The sequence below is a fragment of the Muriicola sp. E247 genome (assembly GCF_041358175.1).
In the GTDB taxonomy this organism is placed as follows: Bacteria; Bacteroidota; Bacteroidia; order Flavobacteriales; family Flavobacteriaceae; genus Muriicola.
This window is the reverse complement of sequence record NZ_JBGKBE010000002.1, coordinates 193,282-213,120: the sequence shown is the minus strand read 5'-3', so window position 1 is coordinate 213,120 and position 19,839 is coordinate 193,282. Positions and strand designations below refer to the sequence as shown.

Annotated in this window: 21 protein-coding genes; 7 read left to right on the top strand and 14 right to left on the bottom strand. The window is 41.2% G+C overall.

All coding sequences use genetic code 11. The features are described 5' to 3' along the window. Positions 1–10: 10 nt before the first annotated feature. From fabG to ACA086_RS04530, 8 genes are all read right to left on the bottom strand, one after another. The gene (gene fabG / locus ACA086_RS04565) at positions 11–757 is read right to left on the bottom strand and encodes a 3-oxoacyl-[acyl-carrier-protein] reductase (protein WP_371002164.1); all 747 of its coding nucleotides are present in this window, start codon (positions 755–757) and stop codon (positions 11–13) included. 105 nt (positions 758–862) lie between these two features. Beyond that, positions 863–1,735 (bottom strand): succinate--CoA ligase subunit alpha, encoded by an 873-nt coding sequence (gene sucD / locus ACA086_RS04560; protein ID WP_371002163.1) that lies wholly within the window; start codon positions 1,733–1,735, stop codon positions 863–865. 66 nt (positions 1,736–1,801) lie between these two features. Beyond that, positions 1,802–2,737: a UDP-3-O-(3-hydroxymyristoyl)glucosamine N-acyltransferase gene (locus ACA086_RS04555; RefSeq protein ID WP_371002162.1), complete on the bottom strand. Its 936-nt coding sequence runs from the start codon at positions 2,735–2,737 to the stop codon at positions 1,802–1,804. Positions 2,738–2,746: 9 nt separating this feature from the next. Next, entirely contained in the window at positions 2,747–3,313 is a 567-nt protein-coding gene (gene efp, locus ACA086_RS04550; RefSeq protein WP_371002161.1) for an elongation factor P, read from the bottom strand. A 5-nt stretch (positions 3,314–3,318) separates the two neighbouring features. Continuing rightward, positions 3,319–4,104 carry an acyl-ACP--UDP-N-acetylglucosamine O-acyltransferase gene (lpxA, locus tag ACA086_RS04545; protein ID WP_371002160.1) on the bottom strand — a complete coding sequence of 262 codons (786 nt, stop codon included), beginning with the start codon at positions 4,102–4,104 and terminating at the stop codon, positions 3,319–3,321. 1 nt (position 4,105) lies between these two features. Further along, entirely contained in the window at positions 4,106–5,494 is a 1,389-nt protein-coding gene (locus tag ACA086_RS04540; protein WP_371002159.1) for a bifunctional UDP-3-O-[3-hydroxymyristoyl] N-acetylglucosamine deacetylase/3-hydroxyacyl-ACP dehydratase, read from the bottom strand. 5 nt (positions 5,495–5,499) lie between these two features. After that, positions 5,500–6,522, bottom strand: a complete 1,023-nt coding sequence (lpxD, locus tag ACA086_RS04535; RefSeq protein WP_371002158.1) for a UDP-3-O-(3-hydroxymyristoyl)glucosamine N-acyltransferase — start codon at positions 6,520–6,522, stop codon at positions 5,500–5,502. Between the two features lie 48 nt (positions 6,523–6,570). Continuing rightward, positions 6,571–7,803, bottom strand: a complete 1,233-nt coding sequence (locus tag ACA086_RS04530) for an HD domain-containing protein (RefSeq protein ID WP_371002157.1) — start codon at positions 7,801–7,803, stop codon at positions 6,571–6,573. A gap of 35 nt (positions 7,804–7,838) precedes the next feature. Here ACA086_RS04530 and ACA086_RS04525 point away from each other — a divergent pair, with 35 nt between their 5' ends. After that, a complete protein-coding gene (locus ACA086_RS04525; protein WP_371002156.1) occupies positions 7,839–9,383 on the top strand; it encodes a response regulator in 1,545 nt (514 codons plus the stop codon). Positions 9,384–9,402: 19 nt separating this feature from the next. Here the strand turns inward: ACA086_RS04525 and ACA086_RS04520 are convergent, their stop codons facing one another. Beyond that, complete coding sequence (locus ACA086_RS04520) at positions 9,403–9,690, bottom strand: DNA-binding protein (protein WP_371002155.1); 288 nt, start codon at positions 9,688–9,690, stop codon at positions 9,403–9,405. A gap of 192 nt (positions 9,691–9,882) precedes the next feature. On the opposite strand from ACA086_RS04520, the gene ACA086_RS04515 reads away from it, so the two are divergent. After that, on the top strand, positions 9,883–10,254 hold the full coding sequence (locus ACA086_RS04515) for a hypothetical protein (RefSeq protein WP_371002154.1): 372 nt from the start codon (positions 9,883–9,885) through the stop codon (positions 10,252–10,254). On the opposite strand, the gene ACA086_RS04510 is transcribed toward ACA086_RS04515, so the two are convergent. Next, positions 10,251–11,480 carry a hypothetical protein gene (locus tag ACA086_RS04510; protein ID WP_371002153.1) on the bottom strand — a complete coding sequence of 410 codons (1,230 nt, stop codon included), beginning with the start codon at positions 11,478–11,480 and terminating at the stop codon, positions 10,251–10,253. The two genes, ACA086_RS04515 and ACA086_RS04510, sit on opposite strands and share 4 nt — an antisense overlap. Before the next feature lie 126 nt (positions 11,481–11,606). Here ACA086_RS04510 and tsaE point away from each other — a divergent pair, with 126 nt between their 5' ends. The 5 genes from tsaE to ACA086_RS04485 all read left to right on the top strand — a co-directional run bounded on the left by tsaE (position 11,607) and on the right by ACA086_RS04485 (position 14,844). Then, positions 11,607–12,029 (top strand): tRNA (adenosine(37)-N6)-threonylcarbamoyltransferase complex ATPase subunit type 1 TsaE, encoded by a 423-nt coding sequence (gene tsaE / locus ACA086_RS04505; protein WP_371002152.1) that lies wholly within the window; start codon positions 11,607–11,609, stop codon positions 12,027–12,029. A 170-nt stretch (positions 12,030–12,199) separates the two neighbouring features. Next, positions 12,200–12,337 carry a hypothetical protein gene (locus ACA086_RS04500; RefSeq protein WP_371002151.1) on the top strand — a complete coding sequence of 46 codons (138 nt, stop codon included), beginning with the start codon at positions 12,200–12,202 and terminating at the stop codon, positions 12,335–12,337. A gap of 408 nt (positions 12,338–12,745) precedes the next feature. After that, the gene (locus ACA086_RS04495; RefSeq protein ID WP_371002150.1) at positions 12,746–13,093 is read left to right on the top strand and encodes a hypothetical protein; all 348 of its coding nucleotides are present in this window, start codon (positions 12,746–12,748) and stop codon (positions 13,091–13,093) included. A gap of 163 nt (positions 13,094–13,256) precedes the next feature. Next, positions 13,257–14,456 (top strand): alanine dehydrogenase, encoded by a 1,200-nt coding sequence (locus ACA086_RS04490; RefSeq protein ID WP_371002149.1) that lies wholly within the window; start codon positions 13,257–13,259, stop codon positions 14,454–14,456. Between the two features lies 1 nt (position 14,457). Beyond that, positions 14,458–14,844: a DUF4258 domain-containing protein gene (locus ACA086_RS04485; RefSeq protein ID WP_371002148.1), complete on the top strand. Its 387-nt coding sequence runs from the start codon at positions 14,458–14,460 to the stop codon at positions 14,842–14,844. Here the strand turns inward: ACA086_RS04485 and ACA086_RS04480 are convergent. The 4 genes from ACA086_RS04480 to ACA086_RS04465 all read right to left on the bottom strand — a co-directional run bounded on the left by ACA086_RS04480 (position 14,834) and on the right by ACA086_RS04465 (position 19,787). Continuing rightward, complete coding sequence (locus ACA086_RS04480; protein ID WP_371002147.1) at positions 14,834–15,592, bottom strand: sterol desaturase family protein; 759 nt, start codon at positions 15,590–15,592, stop codon at positions 14,834–14,836. The genes ACA086_RS04485 and ACA086_RS04480 overlap by 11 nt on opposite strands. A 2-nt stretch (positions 15,593–15,594) precedes the next feature. After that, positions 15,595–16,839: a radical SAM/SPASM domain-containing protein gene (locus ACA086_RS04475; RefSeq protein ID WP_371002146.1), complete on the bottom strand. Its 1,245-nt coding sequence runs from the start codon at positions 16,837–16,839 to the stop codon at positions 15,595–15,597. Continuing rightward, positions 16,826–18,523: a hypothetical protein gene (locus ACA086_RS04470; RefSeq protein ID WP_371002145.1), complete on the bottom strand. Its 1,698-nt coding sequence runs from the start codon at positions 18,521–18,523 to the stop codon at positions 16,826–16,828. Before ACA086_RS04470 ends, ACA086_RS04475 begins: the two co-directional genes overlap by 14 nt. A gap of 115 nt (positions 18,524–18,638) precedes the next feature. After that, positions 18,639–19,787, bottom strand: coding sequence for a helix-turn-helix domain-containing protein (locus tag ACA086_RS04465; RefSeq protein ID WP_371002144.1), 1,149 nt, complete (start codon positions 19,785–19,787; stop codon positions 18,639–18,641). Between the last annotated feature and the right edge of the window lie 52 nt (positions 19,788–19,839).

The following is a 19,839-nucleotide window of genomic DNA, read 5'->3' as shown; positions in this document are numbered from 1 at the left end:
TGGGATACTGCTAAGTGAGCATTCCCCCGTCTACATGGAGAACCTGACCCGTAACATAGGCAGACAAGTCGGAAGCAAGAAACAGACATGCATTCGCAACATCTTCGGGAGATCCTCCCCTTTTCAAAGGAATAGCATCCCTCCAGCTCTGCACTGTCTTTTCATCGAGTTTGCCCGTCATTTCCGTTTCAATAAATCCCGGGGCGATGGCATTACATCTGATATTCCTGGAACCAAGTTCGAGGGCAACAGATTTTGTAAAACCAATGATCCCAGCCTTTGAGGCGGCATAATTGGCCTGCCCTGCATTTCCTTTTACCCCAACAACACTACTCATATTGATGATGGATCCGTGGCGCTGTTTTAAAAAGGTCCTCTGAACAGCCTTTGTCATATTAAATACAGACTTCAGGTTGATTTCTATCACGACATCAAAATCCTCCTCGCTCATTCGCATCAGGAGGTTGTCTTTGGTAATTCCCGCATTATTGATCAGCACATCAATGCCACCAAAATCTTCCAGAACAGCAGAAATAAGGGATTCACACTCTTTGAAAATTGCTGCATTACTCTTGTAGGCTTTGGCTTTTACGCCCATCCCACTAAGCTCTTTTTCCAACTCGGCCGCCGGACCTTCACTGGAACTATACGTAAAGGCTACGTTTGCGCCATGGGAGGCAAATATTCTGGCAATACCTGTACCAATTCCCCGACTAGCGCCGGTAATGATGACATTTTTTCCTTCTAACAGTTTCATAGGATCGTCAATATTCGTTTGATTTCACTCAAAGATACATTTTGTGTCGCGCAAGGCGAAAAAAAAATCCCGAAGTAATCGGGATTTTTATGCAAATACGTTTTTTTATCCAAGTACTTCCTTTACCCTTATTCCGATCTCAGCGGGTGAATCCACAACGTGGATACCGCATTCTCTCATAATCCTTTTCTTTGCTTGGGCGGTATCGTCGCTACCCCCAACAATAGCTCCGGCATGACCCATAGTTCTCCCGGCAGGAGCAGTTTCCCCGGCGATAAAACCAACAATAGGTTTTTTACTTCCACTTTCTTTATACCAGTTAGCAGCATCTGCTTCAAGCTGACCGCCTATCTCACCTATCATTACCACGCAGCTTGTTTCGGGATCATTGATCAATAACTCCACAGCTTCCCTCGTAGTAGTTCCTATAATGGGGTCTCCTCCAATACCTATAGCCGTTGTAATTCCAAGGCCCTGTCTAACCACCTGGTCTGCAGCCTCATAGGTAAGTGTTCCCGATTTTGAAACGATTCCGACTTTTCCTTTTTTAAATACAAAACCGGGCATGATTCCCACTTTTGCTTCTCCCGGGGTAATTACTCCGGGACAATTTGGGCCTATCAGAGTACAATCTTTGTCTTTTATATAATCGTATGTCTTCACCATGTCTTCAACCGGGATCCCTTCAGTAATTGTGATAATTACTTTAATTCCGGCACTGGCTGCTTCCATAATAGCATCAGCTGCAAAAGCAGGGGGGACAAAAATAATGGTCGTATCTGCACCAGCCTTTTCCACGGCTTCTTCCACTGTATTAAAAACAGGTCGATCCAGATGGGTCTGACCACCCTTCCCCGGAGTTACACCTCCTACTACATTAGTGCCGTATTCAATCATTTGTTCTGCATGGAAGGTACCTTCACTCCCGGTAAAGCCCTGCACAATGATTTTGGAATCCTTATTGACTAGTACGCTCATATTGTATTTTTAAATTCGATAAACAAAAATATAGGATTGAAGAGGATCTGAAAAGCAATCCTTTCTTTATTGTTGATTTATTTGTTTGAAAATTTCAGGTATTCTTTTGACATTGGCAAGTTGTTTGAGTTTGTCGCGGGCTTCTTCTGCCGGACTGCCAAAATATGTTTTTCCACCAGCGAGGGATTTGGATACTCCGGACTGAGCGAGAATTACCGCCTTTTTCCCAATCGTTGCTGCACTTGTAACGCCTACCTGCCCCCAGAGGGTAACTTCATCTTCAATGACCACACAGCCTGCAATACCTGTCTGCGAAGCAATAAGACATTTTTTTCCAATCACAGTATCATGGCCAACATGAACCTGATTGTCGAGTTTACTTCCTTGCTTTACGGTAGTATCCCCGGTTACACCTTTGTCTAAAGTACATAAGGCACCGATTTCGACATCATCTTCAATGACTACCCTTCCTCCGGAAAGTAATTTGTCAAATCCTTCGGGGCGGTTTTTATAATAAAATGCATCAGAACCCAGAACTGTACCTGCATGGATCTGTACATTATCCCCGATTACACAGTGATCATAAATGGTGACATTTGGATGGATAAGGCAATTTTCTCCGATGGTAACGTGGTTGCCAATAAAGACATGGGGCTGAATTACTGTGCTCTTGCCAATCTTAGCAGAGGGTGATATACTTGCCGAAGCACTCGCAAAAGGTCGAAAATGTCTGGTTAGTTTGTTGAAGTCGTTAAAGGGTTCATCAGAGAGCAATAATGCTTTCCCTTCAGGACAATCTACTTTTTTATTTATCAGGATGATGGTCGCTTTGGAATTTAAGGCCTTGTCGTAGTATTTCGGATGGTCTACAAATACAATATCTCCGGGTTCCACGACATGTATTTCATTCATTCCCAGCACCTGGAAATCGTCTGCTCCTACAAATTCTATCCCCAGGAGAGATGCGATTTGTTTTAGTGTCTGAGGTTGAGAAAATTTCATATAGTGGTATTATTCCTTGGCGCGTTCCATATAGTTTCCCTTCTCAGTATCAATCTTGATCTTATCTCCTTCATTGATAAAAAGAGGAACATTTACTGAAGCTCCGGTCTCGACAGTTGCCGGTTTAGTAGCATTCGTCGCAGTATTTCCTTTTACACCGGGTTCTGTATGGGTAACTTCCAGTACAACACTTGCAGGCATATCTACAGAGAGAGGCATACTGTCTTCTGTATTGAACATGATGGTCACTACTTCTCCTTCTTTTAATAACTGGGGCGCGTCGAGGGCGCTTTCCTGCAAGGCGATCTGGTTGTAATCGTCCGTATTCATGAAATGGTAAGTAGATCCATCCGCATAAAGAAATTGGTAACTCCGGGTCTCCACCCTTACATCTTCAATTTTATGCCCCGAAGAAAAGGTATTGTCTAACACCTTGCCCGTAGTGACACTCTTTAATTTCGTTCTGACGAATGCCGGTCCTTTCCCCGGCTTTACATGGAGGAATTCAATGATTTTGTATATGTCATTGTTGTACCTGATGCACAATCCCTTTCTGATATCTGATGTATTTGCCATAAATTTTAATTGGTACTGAAATATCCTTTCATAATTCCCCTTTGAGAATCCCTGATAAATTGTAAAATTTCATCACGTTCAGGGGTTGCTTCCATTTCGGCTTCAATGATCTGTACGGCCTGGGAGTTATTGTAATTCTTCTGGTATAATATCCGGTAAATATTCTGGATCTCACGGATTTTATCTGCCTTAAACCCTCTGCGGCGGAGTCCAACAGAATTAATCCCAACATAGGACATAGGCTCTCTGGCCCCTTTTACAAAAGGAGGAACATCTTTTCGAACCAATGATCCCCCGGTGACGAAAGCGTGTTGACCAATGGATACAAATTGGTGTACCGCTACAAGGCCGGCAAGGACCACATTGTCCCCTATGGTAACATGTCCTGCCAGGGTAGAGTTATTGGAAAAAATGCAATTATTCCCTACAAAGCAATCGTGGGCAATATGACAGTAGGCCATTATAAGGCAATTCTTCCCGATGACCGTTTTCATTCGGTCTGAGGTACCTTTATTTATAGTGGCACATTCCCTGATCGTGGTATTATTTCCAATTTCAACCGTTGTTTCCTCTCCTTTGTACTTCAGATCCTGAGGGGGAGCGGAAATCACAGCCCCGGGGAAAATATTACAATTTTTCCCGATCCTTGCCCCTTCCATAATAGTGACATTAGATCCTATCCAGGTGCCCTCGCCAATGGTGACATTGTTGTGGATGGTTGTAAATGGTTCTACCACCACGTTCTTTGCAATTTTTGCACCGGGATGGATATAAGCAAGCGGTTGATTCATTTTATTTCTTTTTCGCTATTTGCGCCATCATTTCTGCCTCACAAACCAGTTTATTATTGGCGTAGGCATAAGCCTGCATGTGACAAATTCCTCTTCTGATGGGCGTGATAAGGCTGCAGTGGAAGATCAAGGTATCTCCCGGAAGTACTTTTTGTTTAAATTTTACATTGTCGATCTTCATAAAGAAGGTCAGGTAATTCTCAGGGTCAGGAACTGTACTCAATACGAGGATTCCCCCGGTTTGCGCCATGGCTTCAACTTGTAATACGCCCGGCATTACTGGTGCTCCGGGAAAATGTCCTACGAAAAACGGTTCGTTCATAGAAACATTTTTCATCCCTACAACATGGGTTTCCGACAATTCAAGAATGCGGTCGATCAACAAAAAAGGTGGACGGTGCGGTAGCATCGCCATGATCTGATGAATGTCCATCAAGGGTGGTTCATTCAGATCGTATTTGGGAACGCTGTTCCGCTTTTCCATTTTTATGATCTTACTGAGTTTTTTTGCAAACTGTGTATTGACGTAATGGCCCGGTTTATTTGCGATGACCTTCCCCCTTATTCTTGTTCCGGTAAGCGCGAGATCACCTATCACGTCTAGCAGTTTGTGGCGGGCAGCTTCATTGGGTTGATGAAGGGTAAGGTTATCGAGGATTCCGTTCGGCTTTACGGAGAGCTTTTTCTTCTTAAAAGCCTTTTCCAGCTTTTTCATGGTAGATTCGGATATCTCCTTGTCTACATAAACGATGGCGTTGTTAAGATCTCCCCCTTTGATGAGTCCGTTTTCAAGAAGCATTTCAAGTTCATGAAGGAAGCTGAAGGTTCGGGCGTCTGCGATTTCTTTTTTAAAATCCGTTAGGCGTTCCAGGGTTGCATTCTGGGTCCCCAGTACCTTGGTACCAAAATCCACCATCGTAGTGACCTGGTATTCCTCTGAAGGGATTACTGTTATTTCGCTTCCTGTGGCTTCGTCCTTATAACTGATCACCTCTTTTACAACGTATTCTTCCCTCTCTGCATCCTGTTCAACAATACCTGCTTTTTCAAGAGCTTCAACAAAAAATTTGGAAGATCCATCCATGATAGGAGGCTCCGGTGAATCGAGCTCAATAATGACATTGTCTATCTCAAGGCCTACAAGAGCAGCCAGAACATGCTCCGAAGTCTGAATTTTCACCCCTCGTTTTTCTAGGTTCGTTCCCCTCTGGGTATTGATAACATAATTGGCATCGGCCTCTATGATTGGTTCCCCTTCCAGGTCGACGCGTTTAAAAGCATAGCCGTGATTGACCGGTGCCGGCAGGAATTTCATTGTGACGTTCTCGCCTGTGTGCAGTCCTACCCCGGTTAATTCTACCTCTTTAGCAATGGTTCGTTGTTTCACCATAGACGTTAATCTCCGTTATTTTTTTCCAGTTCAACAATTCTACCCACCAACTTGGTAAGGTTTTTAAAATGTACATATGATTTATTAAAATCTCCGTAATTCAAGGCAGGGGATCCCTGCAATACTTCATCGTCTTTTACATTACGAATAATCCCGGACTGTGCCTGAATCTTTACCCGGTCACCTATTGTGATATGCCCCACAATCCCCACCTGTCCGCCAATCAAACAGTTTTTTCCAATTTTAGTAGAGCCCGCAACTCCCGTCTGAGCAGCGATTACAGTATGCTCGCCAATTTCTACATTATGAGCAATCTGAATTTGATTATCTAATTTAACACCTTTTCTCAAAATAGTCGATCCCAAAGTGGCCCTGTCTATGGTAGTGCCTGCCCCAATCTCAACATTGTCTTCAAGAATGACATTTCCGGTCTGAGGAACCTTGGAATATTCCCCATTGTTGTTAGGGGTAAACCCAAATCCATCTGCTCCTAGAATTACAGCACTGTGAATCACACAACCATTACCCACCACGGATTCTGAGTAGATTTTAGCTCCGGAATAAATCATGACATTGTCTCCTATCGTGACATTATCCCCTACGTACACATTGGGGAAAATCTTTACATTCATCCCAATCTTTACATTATTCCCGAGATAAGAAAAAGCCCCCAGGTAAAAGTCCTCTCCGTAAGATGCTGATTCGGAAAGAAATACAGGTTCTTCAATTCCTACTTTGTTATGCTTAACATTATTGTAAAATTCGAGAAGCTTTGAGAATGACTTATAGGCATCATCTACTTTAATAAGCGTAGTATTCAGTTCCTGTTCGGGCTGAAAATCTTTATTTACGATGGTGATCGATGCCTCCGTACTGTATATATAGTGTGTATACTTGGGATTGGCCAGAAAAGTAAGTGATCCTTCAACCCCTTCCTCTATTTTCGCAAGCTTGTGGACAGATATTTCAGGGTTACCGTGAACCTCACCTTCTAGGATCCCTGCAATCTGACTGGCTGTGAATTTCAAAAGCTAACTTTTTGGTCTAAGGATTTGATCGCACAAAAGTAAGAAAAATTACGTAACGCTTTTCTTTGGATAGCACATATAATACTTGGTTACGGTTTTGGACAGGGCGTCCAGATTGAGATGGTCCGAAGCCTTTGCCACATCTATAGTTCTGGAATTCGCCATTAGTATGTTGATGTTCTCTTTCTCCCTGTTATAGGCCCTGTTTTCAATAGCCCCTTTAAAGACAAAGTATGTAACCTTTTTGTCGCTGAGTTGATAGGCCGATTTGCAGTCGGATTTTATTTTATCGAACTTCTTTTCCGATACCTCCCTGTTCTTCACCTTTATCTTAAGCAATTCACGGTTGAGGATCATCTTGCTTAATTCGGAGAGAACAAAATCTGGATGGTGTTGCCATGCTTTCAGGGCAGATAGTATATCTACATCATCGAGAGAAGAAAATTTCAATAAGATTTCAGGTGTAAAATTCCCTCGATCTACCTCATTCGCCAGGAAATACCGCAGAGGTTCACTTGCCGGAAGGCTACCGTCATTGGCGTGGACTTCCCTCGCTCTCCGCAATACCCTTATCAGGAGTTGTTCTGCCACAATACCGGTCTTATGGAGATAGACCTGCCAGTACATAAACCTCCTGGCCATCAGAAATTTTTCAACGGAATAGATACCCTTCTCTTCCACCACAAGCGATCCGTCTACCACATTCAACATGGTAATCAGCCGCTCTGCATTAATGTTCCCTTCTGCCACCCCGGTGTAAAAACTATCCCTTTTCAGATAATCGAGCCTGTCCATATCGAGCTGACTCGAAACCAGCTGATTCAGGAATTTTTTGGGATGGGTACCCTTAAAAATCTCTATCGCAACAGTTAATTCCCCATCTAATTCTTTATTTAGTTGCTCCATAAATAATAAGGAGAGCTCTTCATGTGATATGCCGTTAACCAGGCTATGTTCCATAGCATGGGAAAAGGGGCCGTGCCCTATATCGTGCAGGAGGATGGCATAGAGAAGTCCGCTAGCTTCATCATCCGTAATATCAACTTCTTTGTAGCGCAATACCTGTATGGCCTGCTGCATTAGGTGCATGCTCCCCAACGCGTGGTGAAACCTGGTGTGATGTGCCCCCGGAAATACCAGGTAGGACATCCCCATCTGGGAGATTCTCCTGAGGCGTTGAAAGTAAGGATGAGAAATAAGTTTGAACAGCTGGGGGTTAGGAATTCTAATAAATCCGTAAATTGGATCATTAAATAACTTCAGCTTCCTGGTGGTGGCCAATTTTCTGCGCTTTAAGGGGTAAATATAAGGACTAAATGAACACAATTACAATACTGTGGGTAGATGACGAGATTGACATGTTAAAACCCCATATCCTGTTTCTTGAGGAAAAAAATTATAAAGTTGTCACCTGCAAGAGCGGGCAGGATGCCCTGGAGGAACTCGAAAAAAACCAGTTCGATATTGTCTTTTTGGACGAGAATATGCCGGGCCTGTCGGGTCTTGACACCCTCAATGAAATAAAAAACATAGAACCCACCCTCCCCGTGGTCATGATCACCCGGAGTGAGGAAGAGTTTATCATGGAAGAGGCAATAGGCTCAAAGATTGCCGACTATCTGATTAAACCTGTAAATCCAAACCAGATCCTGCTTTCGCTCAAAAAAACCCTGGATCACTCCCGCCTGATTTCAGAAAAAACAACCTCCAACTACCAGCAGGAATTTCGCAAGATCTCCATGGACCTCTCCATGGTAAATACCTATGAGGAATGGGCAGATCTGTACCGGAAATTAATTTCCTGGGAACTGCGCCTTGAGGAAATAGAAGATTCCGGGATGTTTGAGATTCTGGAGTCCCAAAAAATAGAGGCAAACAACCAGTTTGGGAAATTTATAGACAAGAATTACGCCGACTGGTTTAGTGAGGGGGGCGGACCCGTAATGTCTCACACTTTATTTAAGGAATGGATAAAACCGGAATTAGAGGGGCAGTCGACATTATTAGTGGTCATCGACAATTTGAGATACGACCAGTGGATAGCTTTTGAGGATGTGCTTTCCCCTTTTTATAAAAAGATACGGGAACAGCCTTATTACAGTATCCTTCCTACGGCCACGCAATATGCCAGAAATGCCCTTTTTTCGGGCCTGACCCCCCTGGATATGGAAAAGAAATATCCGAAATGGTGGAAAAATGATGTGGATGAAGGAGGCAAAAACCTGTTTGAAGACAAATTCCTGGAATCCCAGTTAAACCGTTTGGGGCTCGATCTGGAATGGGAGTATTTTAAGATCAGCAGCCTAAAACAGGGCAAGCAGCTGGTACAGAATTTTAATAGCCAGAAAAAAAATGACCTCACGGTGATCGTCTACAATTTTGTGGACATGCTCTCCCATGCAAAGACGGAGATGGATGTGATAAAAGAACTGGCCTCCAATGACAAGGCGTATCGTTCCTTAACCCAGAGCTGGTTTAAAAATTCGCCCTTACTTGAGATCATACAAAAGGCCAGGAGCCTGGGAATGAAGCTGATCATTACCACGGATCATGGCACTATCAACGTAAAACAACCTTCCAAGGTGATTGGCGACAGGGAAACCAGCCTTAACCTGAGGTATAAGACCGGGCGAAGCCTATCTTATGACGCCAGGGATGTACTGGAAGCCAAGGATCCCTCCAGGATTAATTTACCCAGTATAACCATGAGCAGTTCCTTTATTTTTGCGAAGAACGACCTTTTCTTTGCCTATCCTAACAATTATAACCACTACGTAAGTTATTTCAGGAATACCTACCAGCACGGAGGCGTTTCCCTGGAGGAAATGATCATCCCCTTTGTGGTGTTGCAGCCGAGATAAAGGCAGGTATTAAATTAAATTACCCTTCCAGGTAGGATCCTCCCAGAACTTCGGTGACAGCATCATCGGTGCCTATGGAAAGGGAAATATGGAGATTGAGGCTAAAATTGTTCTGGTAATAGTAAGTCTTACGTCCCCGGTCATAAGCAATCATAGCTTCAAAGTCGCGCAAATACTCTATCAGATTATAAATGGAGCGTTCACTAATATTCATTTTACTGGCTAATTCGTACGGAGAACCCGTACATTCATTTTCGATAAGCGAATGAATTCGTTGCAAACGCTCCAGTGTTTTGATGGTGTTCATAGGTTTAAGTTTTGAACCGAAGAACTGCTGAAAGTTATAATGAATTAAATATATAGATTATTTTCTATATTATCAATATCTTTGTAATAACTTTTATTCCTCTAATACATTCGAAAGACACTATTTGTAGTATACTCATGAATTTGCTATATTTGACAACATAAATAATAAAATATAGACTATTTACTCCTTATGCTTAAAACGATTGACCGCCTGATACAATTCATCAACCAAGCCGGTCTTAGCGCGCGGCAGTTCGATCTTTCGATCGGGGCCAGCAATGGATATACCCTACGGATGAAAAAGAACAGGGCTTCTATAGGTAGTGATGTAATCGAGAATATTTTAAGGATCTATCCTCAACTTAATGTAGTCTGGCTCCTTACGGGAGAAGGGACTATGCTCAAAGAAAAATTAGAGCCTTTACCTCTTGATTTCGACCAGCTTCCAAGTGACAAGCAGGAAGAAATAGAAACTATTATTGAGAATAAAATCAAGGAGCGGCAACAGGATGAATTGCAACGGTTGATGCAGGAGATTAGATCTGAATTAAAAAAGACTTAAAGCAAAGAGCCTTTCTTAAATTCGAGACGCGCTGAAAGTTCTTGTTCCAGGGCTTTTAGTTGTTCGCGATATGCTGCTTTAGAATGATCACTTTTTTTACTTTTTAATTCCGAAATTGTCTTGGCCAATTCTTTTGGATAATCACTTTTCAACTCCTCCAGAATTGTCTCGATTTCCTCATGTATATCTTCGTACATGGTAAGTATATTTGTCCTATTCTTTACCAGTTTTGAAATCATTAGTACAATAACAATATTTAGAAGGACTAAGGGTAAGACACGAAGGTTACTAAAAGAATCCAATATACTTGTTTCCTGAAAGGTTTCCCAGAATTGATAGGAAAAAAGAAATAAGGGAGAAAGTATTGCATAACGCCACCAATAGGGACTGTCAATAAACCAAATGGATAAAAACAGTACGACAATTAGTTTGCGGCTAGCAAACCAAACTAAGGTCATGACATCATTAAATCCGTGACTATGGATTTCAAAGCTAAAGATTTCTATAGTTGTAACGCCAGAAGGCAATAGATAAGGCATAAACCATAGAAATATCATCAAAATGAACAAACAGACAAAAACAGAATTTAAGTTGTTTTTTCTTCGATTTTTTTCATGCTCATACTTTTTATCAATAAGTTGATTGGCCTGCTCTTCTAGGAACGAAAACAAGTAAAATACCTTCTTTAAATAAACATCGAGAGAATCACTTGATCTACTACGCTTGGTCGTAACAATCTTTCTTTTTAAAACCCGATAATTGGCACTTTTAATATTCTTGCAAGCATCCAAAAATCCAAATTCTAAATATTTTCCATTTACAATATCTGGTGTTTTTAAATCAATAAACAATTGTAATAAAACAAATATTATAATACATACCAGAGCCTTAAATGAGAAAACAGATTCAGCAAATGTTTGAAAAACATCCAAAGTATAAAGGATTGACATGAAGTAAGCTGTAGTTAAAACTAGTAGTAAGTACCTCCATTTATTTAATGTTGTAAAGAAAAACGCTAACAGTAATACTAATGGCACTATATCATTTAAAAGCATCCAGAAAAATATTTCATTGTTATTCAACCAGTTGTGAATTTTTATACCAAGTATTTCAAAATTTTCAGTTTTACCGTTAAATAAAAGGTGTAAATAAACCAGCATAGGTGATAAAATAATCAGTAAGGCAATTAAATTTCCTTTGACATATTTTCTCTCCCAAATTTTCATACCTATTTCAAATCAAAGATATTTACACCTTCATTCTTCTATTGAATGATAAAACCGTTGGTATAGACGGTAGAGAACAAAAGCGAATAGACCATTAAACTATTTAAATATAGTGTTTTTTATGATATGGAGAAAATAATCTATACTAAAAAAGAAATAAGTACTGCCGCTGCAAGAGTCATTTCCACAATCCCTGAGCACAGTATTATATGCTTAAGTGGGAGTATGGGAGCGGGAAAAACCACCTTTATCAATGCTCTGGTAAAACAACTGGGGGGCGAAGAACAGGCCTACAGCCCAACTTTCGGATTAGTCAATGAGTATCATTACCAAAATGGCGACCTGCTGGGTTATCATTTTGATTTTTACCGTTTGATCGATCCGGAAGAAGCGTTGGACCTGGGCCTGGAGGATTATCTTGCCAAAAACGTTTGGGTCTTTATCGAATGGCCTGAAAAAGTGAGTGATTTGCTGCCTGATGAATGTATTCATCTGTCTTTAAAGATTCTCGATCCTTACACCCGTGAGCTTACTCTGCCAACACCCTAAGCTGAAATTGGACTTTTTCATCCCCCTGCAAACGGCAATCAGAATCGATTAAGTGCAGTTTTCTTCGTTAAAAGGTAAAATTTTATCGATAATCTGTATTTTAATTCATTTCCTTTCCCTATATTTGAATTGAGAATGAAAATGAATCCTGAATTTTAACACTATTTACGATGAACACTAAAAAATTACTTTTTGCTTTTGCTGCCATGTTAGTTTTAATTGCTGCTGCCTGTACGCCCAATACAGCTGAGGATGATCAATTGTATGAAAATGCAGTTGACAAAACTAAACTCACAAAAAAGATATAATTGTAAAAATCCCATTATCTTTTAAAATATTAATTTCATAATTTAAAGGGGCGACCAAATAAGTCGCCCCTTTTTTCGTTACTGAAAATAGAAGAATATTAATATTCGTCTATTATGAGGATAAAATCAAGTAAAAAATCGAAAACGCGTAGAAGATTTATTATAGAATCTATCGCGATTTTTTTGATTATAGCATCCCCTTTCATTTATAAGATTCACGTTTATTTTTCAGAAGATCCAGAAGCTACATTCTCACTTTTTGGATATATAGTAGACAATAATGGGTTTCCTGACTTAAGTACTTATGTATGGTTTTTAATGAGTAAAATTGTTCCTATATACCTTTTGGCCATATGGTTTTTTACCTGTAAGCACTGGTGGTATCATATCATTTTGATCCCACTTTGTATGTATACATTTCAACTGTTCGAAGTAATCTATTCAGAAGATAAATTCATAGACACTGATAATGTAATGTGGTTGTTACCAATATGTATGGTTGTTATTCCTTTTGTATACTTTATCAGGATCAAATTATATGACAAGTACGTCCATGGGATCGACCTGGAAGCCATGGATGCAGAATTACAGTCCTTTAAAGAGGGAGAAAGTGCTGACCAAAAATCGCAAACTTTAGATTCTGAAAGTCCATCCGATAAGATCGATCTATCAGAAAAAGTATCTAAAAGAACCTTATCCAAGATGTTTAGGCAGTTTCAGCATTCCCTGAAAAATCTCTTTAATATTTCGCTCTGATCCCTACTTGCTTTTTGTAAAGACTTCAATAACTATTCCCAGCAAACCCTTAGATAGCCTTATGGAGTATCAAGGTTTTTTGAATTTTTGCAACTTATTCTTTCGCGAATTTTGTTGTAATTTTGAGTAAAATGGGTTTTGTCTTATCTTGCCCAAAAGCATTATGAACCAACCGTCCTCCCCTTTCAGCAAACAGGAACTCATCCCCCAGGAAGAAACCCTGGAAATTTTAAAACAAAAAGGGGAACTCTTTATCGGTATTCCCAAAGAAAATCAGTTTCAGGAAAAACGGATCTGCCTTACCCCAGATGCGGTCAATGCCCTTACGGCCAACGGACACCGAGTGCTCATTGAATCCGGGGCCGGCGATGCCGCTAATTTTACCGACCTGGATTATACACAGGCCGGGGCCACCATCACCAAAGACACTAAAAAAGTATTTTCCTGCCCCCTGCTTTTAAAAGTAGAACCCCCTACCCTCTCCGAGATACAATTTATCAGTCCGCAGACAACCATCATTTCTGCCCTGCAGATCAAAACCCAGTCGAAAGCCTATTTTGAAGAATTGGCAAAAAAACGAATTACCGCCATCGCCTTTGAATTTATCAGGGATGAAGATGGGAACTACCCGGCTGTAAGATCGCTGAGCGAGATTGCAGGAATTTCAAGCGTACTTATTGCCGCTGAGATCATGGCCGCCACAAACAAAGGCAGTGGCCTGATGTTTGGTAACATCACAGGTGTACCTCCCCTTGAAGTCGTGATCCTTGGAGCAGGAACCGTGGGGGAATTTGCCGCCAGATCCGCTATAGGGCTGGGAGCTAACGTAAAGATCTTTGACAACTCCATTACCAAACTGCGCAATGTTCAAAGCAATCTCCAGCAGATCGTCTACACCTCTACCCTGCAACCTAAAAATCTGCTTAAATCATTAAAACGATGCGACGTGGCCATCGGCGCCATGCGTGGCAGAGACCGCTCCCCTGTGGTAGTGTCTCAGACGATGGTGGAACATATGAAAAAAGGCTCGGTGATCATTGATGTGAGCATCGATATGGGCGGTTGTTTTGAAACAAGTGAGCTCACCACACACGACAAGCCCATCATTAAAAAATTCGGGGTGCTGCATTACGGAGTGCCCAATATCCCTGCCCGATATCCCAAGACATCATCGGTGTCTATCAGCAACATCTTTACACCCTATCTCCTTAAAATAGGGGAAGATGGCGGCCTGGAGAATTCCCTGCGTTTTGACAAGGGGTTAAGGAACGGACTATATCTTTACCACGGTATTCTGACCAACAAAACCGTCGGGGATTGGTTCGACCTGAAATACAGTGATATCAACTTCCTAATCTTTTAACATGGCCTTTCTGAAACGCCTGGGATTCTATTTGATAGGCCTTACCATCGGAATTATTTTTCTTACATTTTTCCTTAAAAAGAAGACCTCAGAAACCGGAACCGAATTCTGTTATTTTCCCAATTGCCGGGTGCTGAAGGAATTGAGATCAAAACCTCTCACCTACTCAGCCAACACGGAGGAGATGATGGACGACATGAAGATTGATACCCTCACTATTCAATACCTGCTTCGTGAAGGGGATGTAAATTTCTCAGAGAGCGATACCAAAGCTCAACCCTGTAAAGTGTTTCTTGTGGAGGGGCAAATTCAGGAAAGAGAGGCTTCCCTCCTATTTAAAAACTGCGATAGTACTACCATACTGGAGTCGATAGAATTCAATCCCTAACCAGCGTAACCTTATTTCCTTTATTCTTCCGGTGATACTTTTTATAAGTTCCCATAAGTTGATCCCAAAAAGTAAAATACAGCCCATAGTTAACCCTTGCATTTTGGTGGTGATAATTGTGATCTGAGGCTGTGTTCTGCCAGGATCCCAACCTCAATAAAACAGGATCGAATCCCAGATGGATATACACATCGTAAAGGGTCATAAAACTGATAAAAGCAATAAGGGTATACTGATGCCAGGGCAACAAGAACACAATGATGGGAATCACACCCATACTTAAAACGGCTTCAAAAGGATGAAATGAAAAAGCAGACCAGGGCGTAGGATTCGTAAACTGGTGATGCACCTTGTGTATAATGCGAAACAGGGATTTGTGATGTATGAGTCGGTGTGTCCAGTAAAAATAAGTGTCGTGCAGAAAAACCATCAGCAAGAAGCTCAGAAAGGCATAAGCAAGTCCGTAATCTGAAATATTTTTGTAGTGCATGGTACTGCCCTCCTGAATCCAATCGAGAAAGATCCATATTCCCAACCCATAGATAAGCAGGGTAAGCAGGGAATACAAGATTTCCCTGCGGATTTGAGATCCCAAAGGTCGTTTCTCCTGAATTTTGGTTCTCTTTAGCCTCCTCCCCGGAGCCACATAAAAAACAAGAAATGGAATCCCGGCCATTATAAGGTATCGCAACACAAAAAGAAGAGATACCAGTAACCAGAGCTCTATGGATGATAATTTCGCTTCCATATTCAAAATTCCGGACAACCTGATGTTGTCATTTGTTCTAACTTTTCTTCTATGTCGGGGTCGAGGATATTTCCCGACTTCCGATGACAAAATGTACATGGATTAATGTCGCCATCCGTATCTACATACAAACCTTTTTTTCCCGAACTATAACAGCCGTGTTTTCGTTGATAATATCCGTGGTAAGTAATTAGCGGATAATCAAGATATCCATTGGAGAAGTTCATTTTTAAAAATGTGTTTTCCAGTAATTTTATCTGGCCATCATTTAAGGAAACCTCCTTGCCCTTATAATGTCCTACATTTTTGGGTTCCAGGAATTGTACAAAATGCACTCCTGTATCTTTAGCCAGATCCATATATTTTCTGATGTTCTCCTCATTGACGAATTCTTTTGTCATACAAATGGAAAAGGCAACTACAAGGCCATTGTTTCTTGCATTTTTAGCCCCTTCGGTCGCCCAATAAAATGCGTCTTTATAATTTCTGAAGCTGTTATGAGCCTCTGCTTGGTAATGATCGAGGCTAATAAAAACTCCTGTAAGTCCGGCCTCTTTTAACCTCCTTGCATTTATACTGGTCAATTTCAGGCCTGAGGTATTCATCCAGAAGTTGGTTTCTTCTGTTGCCTTTTGCATCAGAGAAATCAGCGTATCTATTTTAAGCATGGGCTCCCCTCCTGTAAAATGGAGCTGAGCAGTGCCAAAGTCTTGTAACCTCTGTACCGTGGCCTGAATTTCTGCTGTAGTCCTTGTTTCCTTTTTATTAAGAGACTCCCATTCATAACAGTGTTCACATCTTAAAGCACACTTCTTTGTTATGGCAAGAAAAACATGATTAAATCGAAAGGCAGCCGTATTATTCTCTTTAAAATTTTTTAATTCGGAGGCGATAAAGCGTTCATAAACCTGGTCATTCCAACCCGGGGTGAACAAGCCCATATAGTATTTTCCGTCTACAAAAGCCATTTTATTCAAAACATGATCTCCCAGAAATCGTCTTCTCAACTTGATTAGAAAACGCAGCCCCTTTATCCAATCTAAAGGATTACGATACTGTCTGATGAGAATTTTCAGCAGGCTTAACTTAAGTTTCAGATGTATCAGGGCCTTCTCCTTCCCGGAAATGATAGAACTCCGTCTCAAATTGAGAGGGCTTTCCTCCTTAGTAAGAATATCCTCTTCAACAGACCAATTTCCGGTGCTTGTTAAAGGCAGGGTATTTGCGTTTCTTTTATCGAATAACATAGCCTTCTTTTTTAGATTGGAACGTGTTAAGGATACGGTGGTATTCGTTTTCAGAGAATCTAGTAAAGGCATTGGGATTCTTAAATTTCCGGAGTTCACTGAAGTCGGGCACCCCCTGGTAATCCCTGACATAGGTATAGTAGCCCCGGTTCTTCAGGAAATAGGAGTAAGAATACTCACTATCTGTTGATGGGGATAAAAAACGTATTTCGACCCGGTCACCCACATTTTCCTGAGTGAGATATTGTTCATCCTCGGCTTTCAATAGGTGCGTGACCTCTTCCCCCTTATCAGTAACTGCCTGATAAGGATCAAGGAGAACCGACTCATAAGGGAGGTCAACCTCATAGCCAATCCCGATATAGTCTACTTCCCAGAACATATAGCCTGTTTCGAGTTTCACCTCTACCTCCTCCTGCTCTATTCCTGCAAGATCAAGTGTAAGTCCCAGGTCTCTAAAAGCCAGGGGCCCCACAGAAGAGATTTGGTCTACAATCTCCCATTGACCGTTCTTTTTAACCGAGACTGTAAGAGGAATGTTTTGTTCCTGGCTCCAGGTCCGGGCTTCTTCCTCTGTTGTATTAAGCTGGGATTCCTGAAATGTGTTGTAATAAACCCCAAATTTTTCATTGAATCTGCCGAAAACATAATCGAGCCACAGGGAATTTTTTGCGGTTAAATAAAGCTTGGCTTCCCTGCTATCCTGCGGCTTTGTAAAGGTAAAAACCACATTTCGTTTGCTGTTCTTTGTGGGTATGGGCGTATCAAATTGATAGGAATGACCATCCGCCTCCAATGCCGGTTCACGATCCTGAATCCTTCCATCAACAAACACCTGGTCCGGACTTTGCACCTCGTCATAAAGAATTACTTCTCCCTGTTTATCGAGCAAGGCTTTTGTGTTTTCAGGGTGTTTAACCATCACGAGCTGCGCAAGATCTGTGTGTTGTATTTCGAGGAGTTCATTTGTGATCTGTATACGGAACTCTCCGTCAGATTCGCGCAACGATGGTAATGGAAGGTAATCGGTCTGCTGAGCATTTTTTATAATATTGCCCGGATAAAGCTCCCCGGAAAAAACCAATCCGTCTCCACTATCAGAATAGACAAAGGGACAGGAGCTTTTTGTAAGCGCTACCACAACCAGCAATAATGCAAATACTCCTATAGTCCCCAGGGCCGCATTCAGAACGGTTTTGCCACCATTTTTATTGGTAATGGCGATCGTCTCAATGTCTTCTATCGGCATGGTAGTAGCCCCTAAAGCCATTGGTTCCCCATCCTTTAGGTAGATGTGGACCTCATTGAGGGGACTTGACTTTTTATTTTTGTAGCGGTATGATTTACCCGGCTTTATTAAATCTCCCTTCATATGCTCTTGTGAGAGGAGCGCAGTTGTGCCGGTAAATTCCATTGTATCCTCATTTACCTCCGGATTTGCCAAATGTAGCAAAGCCTGATTCTTGTGGAGAATGATGTATTTGTCGGCTTCATTAAAGGCCTTGATTTGACTTGCCATCTCCTCATTGTTTTGAGAGGGAACAGATTTTACCCTGTAATACGAGCATCCGGTACTGAGGTTTAGAAAAGCCAGGGTGAGCAATACAGAAAAGGCCGACCTAATCTTGCTGTCATTTTTAAAAAAATGTAGGGGTCTGAAATTTAGTTTGGATGTAGCTTTCATAGTATAGCGTTTTAAGGGTCTTAACCCCAATTCGGTTGGGAAAAGAGAAATAAGACTACTCCAAACTAAGGAAGCTTTACAAAAGGGAAGTCCGAAATTATGTTTCCAGCATAATTCAGGATAAGTCCATATGCTGTGCCCGGAAATCACTGGGAGTTTGCCCTGTGAATTTTTTAAAAGCCAAGTAGAAGGTCGACTTAGAATTAAAGCCACATTCTAAGCCTATGGCGACGATGGTATAGGGCTTGAATGTGGGATCTGACAAAAGTTTTTTTGCCTGTTCTATTCGATACTCATTGATATAATCTGAAAAATTTTGCCCGCTGTATGCATTGATCAGTTTTGATAAATGTCCGGGGCTTATCGAAAGTTCGGCTGCAAGTTTTTCCATACTCAACAGCTGATCGAGGTATTTCTGATGTTCTAAAATGTGTTTTTCTAACACCCTGAAGCTCTTATCGTGTTTCTCATTGATAAAATCCGACTTCTGAATACTCCTCCTGTCTGATGGGTCTTTTTCCAATAGCTGATTAGCAAAGGACTTACGCAACAGTATCCGGTCCTGGATAATGGTATACCTGAATAATCCCTGATACCCAATCCAATACAGTAAAACAGAAGTGGCAAGGCGCAAGGGATAGTAGGCAGATTCACTTCCTGTGGTATTGAAAACCGCAATCGCAATTATCCACAGAAGAAAAACAGCGCTCCCCAGAATCAGAAACAATTTTATCCATTTAATATCATCAAAACCTAAAATTTCGGAATAAAGGGATGATTTTTTAAAAACAAGAATGATTGCTTTTAAAAATATAAAGAGGGAAAAAACAGCATTTATTATTTCCTCTACAGCGGTATATGTTGCGATGATCTCCACATCCCCTGAGGTACTGCCATAATAAACATAGGCGATCAATACAGACCTGATAAGCAATTCAAAAAGCAATATGGCCAAAGCCAGTTTGATATAGGTCCTCAGGTGTTCTTCTACATTGAGGTAATGCACAAGAAAGGAATAAAAGCTAGGCAAAATAAGGAGGTACCAGGGAACCAACATATGCTTTATATAAAACAATCCGGAAGAATAACCAGAATCAATTAGCCAGGCCTGGAGGTTATTCAAAGAAATAAAGAGTACAGTAAGTGTTAGGAAGAGAATAACCGGACCTATTTTCTTTTTCAGTAAAAAGGTAACAGCAAAAAAAATGAAACCCTGAATAGCCCCTGCGATAAGTAAAAAGTTGATAATCGCTATCCAGTTCATTGGTCATGTGGTTGATCGCGTATAAATATATAAAAGAATACCTCTTCTTATA

What these genes read in the sequence shown, in the direction of transcription:
- ACA086_RS04525 (WP_371002156.1), top strand. Translation starts at nt 7,839, where the DNA reads ATGAACACAATTACAATACTGTGGGTAGATGACGAGATTGACATGTTA.
- ACA086_RS04520 (WP_371002155.1), bottom strand. Translation starts at nt 9,690, where the DNA reads ATGAACACCATCAAAACACTGGAGCGTTTGCAACGAATTCATTCGCTT.
- efp (WP_371002161.1), bottom strand. Translation starts at nt 3,313, where the DNA reads ATGGCAAATACATCAGATATCAGAAAGGGATTGTGCATCAGGTACAAC.
- ACA086_RS04495 (WP_371002150.1), top strand. Translation starts at nt 12,746, where the DNA reads ATGTATACATTTCAACTGTTCGAAGTAATCTATTCAGAAGATAAATTC.
- fabG (WP_371002164.1), bottom strand. Translation starts at nt 757, where the DNA reads ATGAAACTGTTAGAAGGAAAAAATGTCATCATTACCGGCGCTAGTCGG.
- ACA086_RS04515 (WP_371002154.1), top strand. Translation starts at nt 9,883, where the DNA reads ATGCTTAAAACGATTGACCGCCTGATACAATTCATCAACCAAGCCGGT.
- ACA086_RS04485 (WP_371002148.1), top strand. Translation starts at nt 14,458, where the DNA reads ATGGCCTTTCTGAAACGCCTGGGATTCTATTTGATAGGCCTTACCATC.
- ACA086_RS04475 (WP_371002146.1), bottom strand. Translation starts at nt 16,839, where the DNA reads ATGTTATTCGATAAAAGAAACGCAAATACCCTGCCTTTAACAAGCACC.
- ACA086_RS04480 (WP_371002147.1), bottom strand. Translation starts at nt 15,592, where the DNA reads ATGGAAGCGAAATTATCATCCATAGAGCTCTGGTTACTGGTATCTCTT.
- ACA086_RS04510 (WP_371002153.1), bottom strand. Translation starts at nt 11,480, where the DNA reads ATGAAAATTTGGGAGAGAAAATATGTCAAAGGAAATTTAATTGCCTTA.
- ACA086_RS04470 (WP_371002145.1), bottom strand. Translation starts at nt 18,523, where the DNA reads ATGAAAGCTACATCCAAACTAAATTTCAGACCCCTACATTTTTTTAAA.
- tsaE (WP_371002152.1), top strand. Translation starts at nt 11,607, where the DNA reads ATGGAGAAAATAATCTATACTAAAAAAGAAATAAGTACTGCCGCTGCA.
- lpxA (WP_371002160.1), bottom strand. Translation starts at nt 4,104, where the DNA reads ATGAATCAACCGCTTGCTTATATCCATCCCGGTGCAAAAATTGCAAAG.
- ACA086_RS04500 (WP_371002151.1), top strand. Translation starts at nt 12,200, where the DNA reads ATGAACACTAAAAAATTACTTTTTGCTTTTGCTGCCATGTTAGTTTTA.
- ACA086_RS04465 (WP_371002144.1), bottom strand. Translation starts at nt 19,787, where the DNA reads ATGAACTGGATAGCGATTATCAACTTTTTACTTATCGCAGGGGCTATT.
- ACA086_RS04555 (WP_371002162.1), bottom strand. Translation starts at nt 2,737, where the DNA reads ATGAAATTTTCTCAACCTCAGACACTAAAACAAATCGCATCTCTCCTG.
- sucD (WP_371002163.1), bottom strand. Translation starts at nt 1,735, where the DNA reads ATGAGCGTACTAGTCAATAAGGATTCCAAAATCATTGTGCAGGGCTTT.
- ACA086_RS04540 (WP_371002159.1), bottom strand. Translation starts at nt 5,494, where the DNA reads ATGGTGAAACAACGAACCATTGCTAAAGAGGTAGAATTAACCGGGGTA.
- ACA086_RS04490 (WP_371002149.1), top strand. Translation starts at nt 13,257, where the DNA reads ATGAACCAACCGTCCTCCCCTTTCAGCAAACAGGAACTCATCCCCCAG.